Consider the following 8,622-nt stretch of genomic DNA (forward strand, 5'->3'; position numbering starts at 1 on the left):
GTCTAGTAGCGAACGGCGCCTTGAACGGGCATGGAATGAAGCGGCACCACCGCCACGGGAACGCCATAGGTGGAGGCGTGAACCACCTGACCATCGCCGATATACATTCCCACGTGGGTAATGCCGGCGTAATAGCCCACGATGTCTCCGGGCTGTAGTTCATCGATCGGTACTGGGGTGCCGCCAGCAATCTGCGCCTGCGAGGTGCGCGGGATACTCTTCCCCATCTGTTGATAGCTCCACACCATCAGGCCGGAACAATCGAACACATCAGGGCCCGTCGCACCCCAGCCATACGGGGCGCCAATTCGGGTAAGTGCTGCTTGGACAGCGGCGGACCCCGAACCATCGGCCAACGCAGCTAGATCAAGGTTGGAAGAGCCACCGAAGTGCTCAACCCATGCCTGGCGCGCCTCGGGACTCAAGCCATCAACCTTGGATTCGAGTTCCTTCTGCTGCTCTTCCAGGTCAGCCTGCTCCTTGAGAACTGCATTGCGCTGTGCCTGCAATTCGTCGCGCTTGAGGCGCGCTTCCTCAGTAGCATCGACTGCCTGTTGATGCGCCTCATCGGCCGCGGCGGCGGCAGCCACCATGGCTTCCTCTTCACGCTTGGCAGCCTTCGTCAAAGCCCCCAGGTACCCCATGCGCTCGACCGCGCTAGCTACGTCGTTGGCATCAAGGGCTGCCGACACTGGCGTCGCCGCGCTTCGGCGGTAGCGCGACTGTGCCAGGGAATCGATCCGCTGCTGTTGCTCAGCTACAACCACGGAAGCGCCTTCGAACTTGCGCTGCGCCTCCTCAGCCTTACGTTCCAGCTGGCCGATCTCCTTCTCCGATTCTGCGAGCTCATCCTCAAGCCCCTTGACTTCCTCACCCTTGGCAGAAACGCGCTGGGCGACGTCCGCCATGCGCTCAATGAGATCGTTCAAATCCTCGGATGGCTGCTCCTGTGCCGCTTCTTGTGGTTGCTCTTGGAGGAACTCTTGAGCGATTGCGGATGGAGACAACACCACCACCGGAGCCGCACCCACAACGATTGCAGCGACGGCACACGCAATGCCACGACGCGACATGAATACCCCCGAAACTAAGAGAAGGTTAATAGCTGACTGAACTATACCCTCAGTCAAGCAAAAGCGTAACGGCTTCTAGAATAGCCGAACCCCTTCCCCACCCTCGCCATCAACATGGCAAGAGCAGTGGAAGGGGTTCGACAAACTGCCGGGTTCACTTAGAAGCGAACAGCGGAGTGAATCGGCATGTAGTTCAGGGAGCGCTCGCCGACCGGGGTGCCGGAGTTCAGCGCGTCAATGATGGTGCCGTGGCCGGTGTAGATACCAACGTGGGATGCACCGGAGTAGTAGACAATAATGTCGCCCGGCTGCAGGGCATCGAGGGAAACCGGGGTACCCGCGGAAGCCTGCGCCTGCGAAGTGCGCGGAATGGACACGCCAGCCTGGCGGTAAGCCCACGAGGTCAGACCAGAGCAGTCAAAAGCGCTCGGGCCGTTGGCGCCATAGACGTACGGGGAACCGACGGCGGAGCGAGCAGCCTCGAGAACCTTCTCACCCACGGACTGAACCGGAGCCGGTGCCGGAGCCTCAGCTACTGGAGCCTCCACAGCAGCGGCATAGCCAGCGCCCTGGTCAGCCTTGAAGGCCGGAATGTAACGGTCAATGTTCGGCAGCTGCTTGATATTCGGGACGTTCTCCAGACCAGCAACCTCGAAACGGATATCAGTCTCCGGAACAACAACCTCAGCTGCATTAGCAGCGGCCGGGACGGTAACAGCTGCGGTTGCAGCAACAGCAGCAGTGGATGCGATGCGACGGGTGTTCAGGTTGCCCTGACGACGGTGCTTAGCCACGAATTTAAACTCCAAATCTTCCTGCGCGCCTACTTTCGCTCACTGGGAGAAGGCATTCCATACGCACGCTCTCCACATGACGCGAACAAAAGCTCTAACCCAAGGGCGGGCCTAGCGTTCGACGATGACCCGTTCCTGTAGGACCATCTCCGCTCGGCCCCCGAATGTTTAGGAGGGGCCAGACGCGGCGCTTAAATCTTCAGTTCGTATTGAGCACCGGTGATGTGTACACCGTGGCGGTAACTCAATGTCTCGAATAGGTTACGAAATCATCACGAGCGATGTCGAGTCAGAAACGCAAAACCAGCTTCGTTACCGTCCCGTTATCAAATGGAAACCTAAACGACACGGCCCCCAACGGCTCCAGTTCATTACGTACATGTGACCGGCAGATACTTGCGCTCACCTGCAGTAACCCAGAGGGCCTTTCACTCCACACCACTAGACCTTTACCCCGACCTAAAGGCCCAAAGGGCCCCCGAAAATATACGGTGTAACCTTCATCACACTCATGTAACTCGCCGTCACATCGACCCCATTTGACCCACTGCCCCCTCCTGAAACCATGCAACAAAGTGGTTCTCTCCTGCGGTTTTATGTCGACCGCGTCACTCCCCCCGAGCAAATGAGAGACCTCCGCGTTGGTGCATTGCACCGCAATCGCCGCACATCAGACAACCTACAAGGAGGTTAACTGTGGGTAAACACCTCGACAGGTAAACAACGTGGAGGCCACGAGCCCGCTTTCCCAGCCAGCTCGGTGCCCGCAAGCCGCTCCTCTGTCATCGCATGCACTCACACAAGCTGCAAGCGACCTAGAGCACCCGCCCTACACGCCCGGGCGTGAAAGAGCCCTGTATCTAGCGAACTCCTTTGAAGCACCCTTCGCGCTCACCCAGCGTGCTGGTGGCGGCTGTTTAAGGCCTATGGTGACCGCGGCGGGATCTCATGCTTCTTCAACCAAGCCAGTCATAACCTGACTTCGGCCGATTTAGTGCAGAGACAGAATAATTCCTCCCCCACCCAAAATCACGAGTTAGTAGCGTCAAGAGCCCCGTTGCTTACCCACCCATGACCCAACTCGGGCTGAAGAGAACACATGAATCTAGACAGCTCTAAGGGCCCGTTTCCCCGCAACGCTACAAAAGGAAATGAGAACAGGAAATGAGAACGCAAAAGCCCGTCCCTATTCTCCTGTGTGATGGAGAAAGGAACGGGCTCTGTGAGCGTGTTTCAGCGAGTGATGGCGCTAGATGCGGCCATTCTCCTCGTCTTCGCGGCGGTTAGCCTCGTTGAGCTGACGGAACATCTCCGCCTCCTCAGCGTGGTTCTCGTGGCGAATCTCGTTGACTCGGGAGACGATAGCCGAGTCATCGGAAGAGAAGATTCCCTGAGTCTCGGAGTCGGCCAAACCAAGCTGGTTGAGCTGCTTCGGAACCGGAGCACCGGCGTACTCGAGCGGCACCGGGTGGCCGTGCTCGTCCACCGGACCAAGCGGCTGGTGAACCTCGATGAAGGCACCGTTCGGCAGCTGCTTGATGACACCGGTCTCGATACCGTGCTCCAGAACCTCACGGTCAGAGCGCTGCAGACCAACACAGATGCGGTAGGTCATGAAGTATGCAATCGGCGGCAGCACAATCAGACCGATACGGCCAACCCAGGTCATCGCATTCAGCGAGATCTGGAAGAAGTGAGCCACGTGGTCGTTACCACCAGACAACGTTACCAGCAGGAAGAAGACGATGGCAGCTGCACCGATAGCGGAGCGAACCGGGACATCGCGCGGGCGCTGCAGGAGGTTGTGGTGAGCGTCGTCACCAGTCAGCTTCTTCTCAATGAAGGGGTAGGCGAAGAGCAGGACAACCATGAGACCACAGAGCAGTGCAACCCAGAACGCAGACGGGATGGTGTAGTTACCGATGTAGAGCTCCCATGCCGGCATGACACGAGCAACACCGTCAGTCCACAGCATGTAGATATCCGGCTGGGAACCAGCGGAAACCTGGGATGGGTTGTACGGGCCAAGGTTCCAGATGGCGTTAATCGTCATCAGGCCGGAGATGAGCGCCAGAACGCCGGCGACCATCATGCCCATGCCGATTGCCTTGGTGGCGAAGACCGGCATAATGCGGACACCCACGACGTTGTTCTCAGCGCGACCCGGTCCAGGGAACTGGGTGTGCTTCTGGAACCATACCATGATGAGGTGTGCTGCGATAAGGCCCAGGATGATGCCCGGGATAACCAGCACGTGCAGGATGTAGAAGCGGTCCAGCATGAGGTCGGACGGGAAGTCGCCACCGAAGATGGCCCAGTGCAGCCAGGTACCGATGATCGGCAGACCCAGGATGATGGCGGACATGATTCGCAGACCAACACCGGAGAGCAGGTCATCCGGAAGGGAGTAACCGAGGAAGCCCTCGACCATGCCCAGCAGGATAAGCGCGCAACCGATAATCCAGTTGGCCTCACGCGGGCGACGGAACGCGCCCGTGAAGAAGATGCGCAGCATGTGGGCAATCATGGACATCATGAACATGAGTGCTGCCCAGTGGTGCATCTGGCGCACAAACAGCCCGCCGCGGACCTCAAAGGAGATATCGAGTGCCGTTGCGTAGGCGCGAGACATCTCCACGCCGTTCAGCGGGGTGTATCCACCGTCGTAGATGACCTTCGTAATGGAAGGGTCGAAGAACAGCGCGAGGTAGATACCGGTCAGCAACAAGATGATGAAGCTGTACAGTGCCATCTCACCGAGCATGAAGGACCAGTGAGTGGGAAAGACTTTGTTGAGCTGGGTACGCAGGACGCCGGCAGCGGAGTACCGCTCGTCCATGTTGTTACCCATCTGTGCAAGTTTGTTACTCATTATGACTTACGCTCCCAGAATGCAGGTCCGACAGGCTCGATGAAGTTGCCCTTAGCAATGAGGTAGCCCTCATCGTCCACGTCAATTGGCAGCTGCGGCAGCGCACGGGCTGCCGGGCCGAAGACCGGCTTGCCGTAGTGCAACGCATCGAACTGCGACTGGTGGCACGGGCAAAGAATGCGGTTGGTCTGAGCCTCGTACAGCGAGGTCGGGCAACCAATGTGGGTACAGATCTTGGAGTAGGCGTAGTAATCGCCGTAGTGGAAGTCTTCCTGACCCTTGCGCTCGATAGCCTTCTTGGCGTCATCGTTGCGCAGGCGGATGAGCATCACAGCGTTGCGGTTACCGTGGATGGAGTGCATGTGGTTCTCGTAGACGTCCTTGTCCTCGGAGTACTCTGCACCGTCGTTGACATCCTCAGCAGCCAGCGGGAAGACAGTCTCCATACCGCCTGCAGCCAGATCCTCCGGGCGCACACGCACCAGGCGGGTCACACCACGGGTGGTGTAGTGAGAGCCGGACTCCCCTTCGTGCTTTTCGGCGATGGTACCGGTGTCGCGTGCGAGGTAGAGCTTGACGCCCTTCTCGTGCATGGTCCAGCCGGAGGTCCACAGGGTGCCGTCACCCATGTAGTTCAATTCGTGACGCTTCTTCCACGGGTTGTTGATGGCACCACCCAGCGGAGCAATCACCGCCAGGCCGAACAGCACGCTGGCACCGCCGAGCAGGCCCTTGATGGTGGAACGGCGACCCAGGGTCGAAGTGTTCCAAGAATCATTCAGCAGCGCGGTCAGCGTGCGGCGATCAACTTCATCGGAAGGACCGTCATGGCGGCGCTGAACCGAGATCTCCTCGGGGAGAATCTTCTTGACGTACTGAACGATGGCAAAGCCCAAGCCCAAGATGCACAGACCAGAGGTCAGGCCAAGCAACGGCGTGTAGAGGGTGTGCCACCACATGCCGTCCTCGCCGAGCATCTTGTACTCCCACGGCCAGAAGAGGTAAACGGCCAGAAAAGCAATGCCCATCAGGACGGAGATGATGAGCCAGAAGGTGACGTTTGCAACGGCACGCTTCTCGGCGGGATCGCCCTCTACCGGGAAGCGCTCCTTGCGGAACGCAACGGTAACATCGTCCAGCTCAGTACCGAGGGCTGCGAGCTCGTCGTTGCTCATAGCATCGAGCTCTTTGCGAGAGTAATTCTTCTTTACGTTGCTCATGAGCGAGATCCAATCCACATAGCGGCAACGCACAGAAGGCTGATGCCGATGATCCACATTGCCAGGCCCTCAGCCACCGGACCGAGGCCGCCGAGCGACCAACCAGCCGGAGACGGGGTTTCCTTCGCAGACTTGAGGTAGGCGATGATGTCCTTCTTCTCATCTGCAGTCAGCTGACGGTCGGAGAACTTCGGCATGTTCTGCGGGCCGGTCAGCATTGCCTGGTAGATCTCCTGCTCGTTAGCCGGGTCGAGCGGCGGCGCGAACTTACCGGAGGACAGAGCGCCGCCCCTACCGGTGAAGTTGTGGCAGGACGCGCAGTTCATGCGGAAGAGCTCGGAGCCCTTGGCTACGTCCTCGGCCTGAATCTGGCCGTTGTAGTTGGCACCACGCAGGGACTCCTGCGCTACGGAGCCATCCTCGTCGTAGACGATGTCAGCGCCGCCACCGTTGGCAGCAACATAGGCAGCCAGCGCAAGGGTCTGCTGCTCGGTGTAACGCGGGGTCTTGCGCTCAGCCTGTGCGTCGTTAGACATCATCGGCATACGGCCGGAGTGCACCTGGAAGTACACAGAGCCGGCACCGATACCAACGAGGGACGGGCCGCGGTCCTGGATACCCTGCAGGTTGGCACCGTGGCAGGTGATACAAGCGACTTCGTAGATGTCCTTGCCCTCTTGAACGAGTGCCTGGTCATCCTTGGCAGCAGTAGCCACCTGTGCGTCAGGGGTCAGGGCGGAAGCCAAGACACCTGCGCCGGTAAGCCCGATGCTCAGTGCAAAGACGCCAGCAAGCGTGCGCTTCGCCTTGCGGCGACGGCGGGTCTTCTTAGCCGCGGCAGTGGTGTCTTCCACTGCGGCGGGCTGCTGGATGTTATCCATCATTTTCCTTTAGATAACTCGTACATGGAGATGAATGACTGTAGGCCGGTTACTCTCCGGCGACTACGGCCTACTGAACTAGGTAGATGACTACGAACACGCCAATCCACACAACGTCAACGAAGTGCCAGTAGTAAGACACTGCCATTGCCGCGGTGGCCTGTGCAGGCGTGAACTTGGAGCGAGCAATTCGCGCCAAGATAATTCCGAAAGCGATCAGACCCGCAGTCACGTGTGCAGCGTGGAAGCCGGTCAGGATGTAGAAGACCGAACCGAAGACGCTGGCCTGAACAGTGACACCTGCCATGATCAACTCTGCCCACTCGAACGCCATGATGCCCAAGAAGACAACACCCAACGCGATGGTTACCGAGTACCAGAGTCGGAGCTTGTATACGTCACCCCTTTCTGCTGCGAAAACGCCGAACTGAGAGGTCACGGAAGAAAGGACCAGGACACTCGTAATGAGGAAGCCCATGGGCACGTTGATGTGCGCCGTGTGCTCAGCCCAGTCACCCTCCTGGCCGTTCGCGCGCGATGTGAACCACATCGCGAACAGTCCAGCAAAGAACATCAATTCCTGAGACAGGAACACGATGGTGCCGACGCTGACCATGTTGGGTCGGTTCAGCGCGGCAACACGTGGTGCTGCCATACCTTGGTTAGAAACTACGCTCGTCACGCATAACAGTATGGCTGGTCTGACCGCATAAGTCATCTCATTTCCCCCCGATTTTTTTGAGTCCCCGACCTAGACCTTCACAGTTTTCACCCGGGGTGAGAACTGCATGTCTTTCAGTAAACAATCGGGAACTTTTTAGCACGCTTTACGACGCCCCATCCCTGCAGGTAGTGCGACTTAGTAACGCACGTTGTGAAGCCGGCAACATGCCGAGCAGAAGGGCATGCCCTGCACGATGCAGAGTCGAGCAGACCGACCCCCATGAGATAAATCACACCCGGTATTGCGAGCGAAAGTGCAGGTCTGCAACTTTCGGATGACCCCCGTAAAAATAGCCGTTAACGTGCTGGAATTCTCAGAAGAGCCCGACAGCGACACCTTTCAGCAACCGCACTCTCCCCCACGTCTCCACCCTTAAAGAAATTTTTTCACGTTTTCGGGAACTTTCTGCGCCGCGGCACGACGAAGCCAAAACGCGACAAAACCTCCGCCCCGATACGAGGCGGAGGTGTGAGAAGTCGTGGCGCTAGGACGCGCGGCAGAAAGGTTCAGCGTTAGTGCTTTTCCTTCGGAAGACCATACTGCAGTGACAGGCCGGTCACGGAGGCGACGAGCAGGACTGCGCCCAGGATAATCATCCAGAAGTAGAGGTAGATGATGCCGAGGCCGAGAACCGCAATCGAACCAGTCATACACAGCGGCCAGATGGAGCTGGGAGAGAAGAAGCCGAGAATACCGGCTGCGTCTTCGGTCTCCGCTTCTTCCCAATCTTCCGGAGCGATGTCGGAACGATTATCGGTGAAGTGCAGGTAGCCACCCAGCATAAGGCAGAGCAGCGTAGCGAGCACCATGCCCACGATGCCGACCCACTCGGTGCCGTACATGTAGCCATCATCCTTGACGTAGTTAACGCCAATGATGTAGACGATGAGCGACACGAAGAGGTAGGTCGCGATGGAATAAAAGACCTTAGATGTTGCACGCATTTTCTATCAGTTCCTTTTCGTATGCCGCCTTCTGCTTGAAAACAAAGTTGTCGGCATCGCGGATGTAGCGCAACAAATTGAAAGAAGCGGCGGTAACTGCGTAAGGATCATCAC

The 8,622-nt window shown here is 58.2% G+C and carries 7 protein-coding genes; all 7 read right to left on the reverse strand.

What is annotated here, in order from left to right:
* Window positions 1–2 precede the first annotated feature (2 nt).
* On the reverse strand, window positions 3–1,073 hold the full coding sequence (locus tag RDN59_RS02895; protein ID WP_308606515.1) for an NlpC/P60 family protein: 1,071 nt from the start codon (window positions 1,071–1,073) through the stop codon (window positions 3–5).
* Between the two features lie 158 nt (window positions 1,074–1,231).
* Window positions 1,232–1,867: a C40 family peptidase gene (locus tag RDN59_RS02900; protein ID WP_046648126.1), complete on the reverse strand. Its 636-nt coding sequence runs from the start codon at window positions 1,865–1,867 to the stop codon at window positions 1,232–1,234.
* A 1,249-nt stretch (window positions 1,868–3,116) separates the two neighbouring features.
* Window positions 3,117–4,739 (reverse strand): cytochrome bc complex cytochrome b subunit, encoded by a 1,623-nt coding sequence (locus tag RDN59_RS02905; RefSeq protein ID WP_046647943.1) that lies wholly within the window; start codon window positions 4,737–4,739, stop codon window positions 3,117–3,119.
* Complete coding sequence (locus RDN59_RS02910; RefSeq protein WP_308606516.1) at window positions 4,739–5,959, reverse strand: ubiquinol-cytochrome c reductase iron-sulfur subunit; 1,221 nt, start codon at window positions 5,957–5,959, stop codon at window positions 4,739–4,741. The genes RDN59_RS02905 and RDN59_RS02910 overlap by 1 nt, the downstream gene beginning before the upstream one ends.
* The gene (locus tag RDN59_RS02915; protein WP_029159009.1) at window positions 5,956–6,843 is read right to left on the reverse strand and encodes a c-type cytochrome; all 888 of its coding nucleotides are present in this window, start codon (window positions 6,841–6,843) and stop codon (window positions 5,956–5,958) included. The genes RDN59_RS02910 and RDN59_RS02915 overlap by 4 nt, the downstream gene beginning before the upstream one ends.
* 67 nt (window positions 6,844–6,910) lie before the next feature.
* A complete protein-coding gene (locus tag RDN59_RS02920; protein ID WP_374044572.1) occupies window positions 6,911–7,522 on the reverse strand; it encodes a heme-copper oxidase subunit III in 612 nt (203 codons plus the stop codon).
* Window positions 7,523–8,076: 554 nt separating this feature from the next.
* Entirely contained in the window at window positions 8,077–8,508 is a 432-nt protein-coding gene (locus RDN59_RS02925; RefSeq protein ID WP_308606517.1) for a cytochrome c oxidase subunit 4, read from the reverse strand.
* Window positions 8,509–8,622: the final 114 nt, after the last annotated feature.

This window comes from uncultured Corynebacterium sp. (assembly GCF_902489365.1).
Classification (GTDB): domain Bacteria; phylum Actinomycetota; class Actinomycetes; order Mycobacteriales; family Mycobacteriaceae; genus Corynebacterium.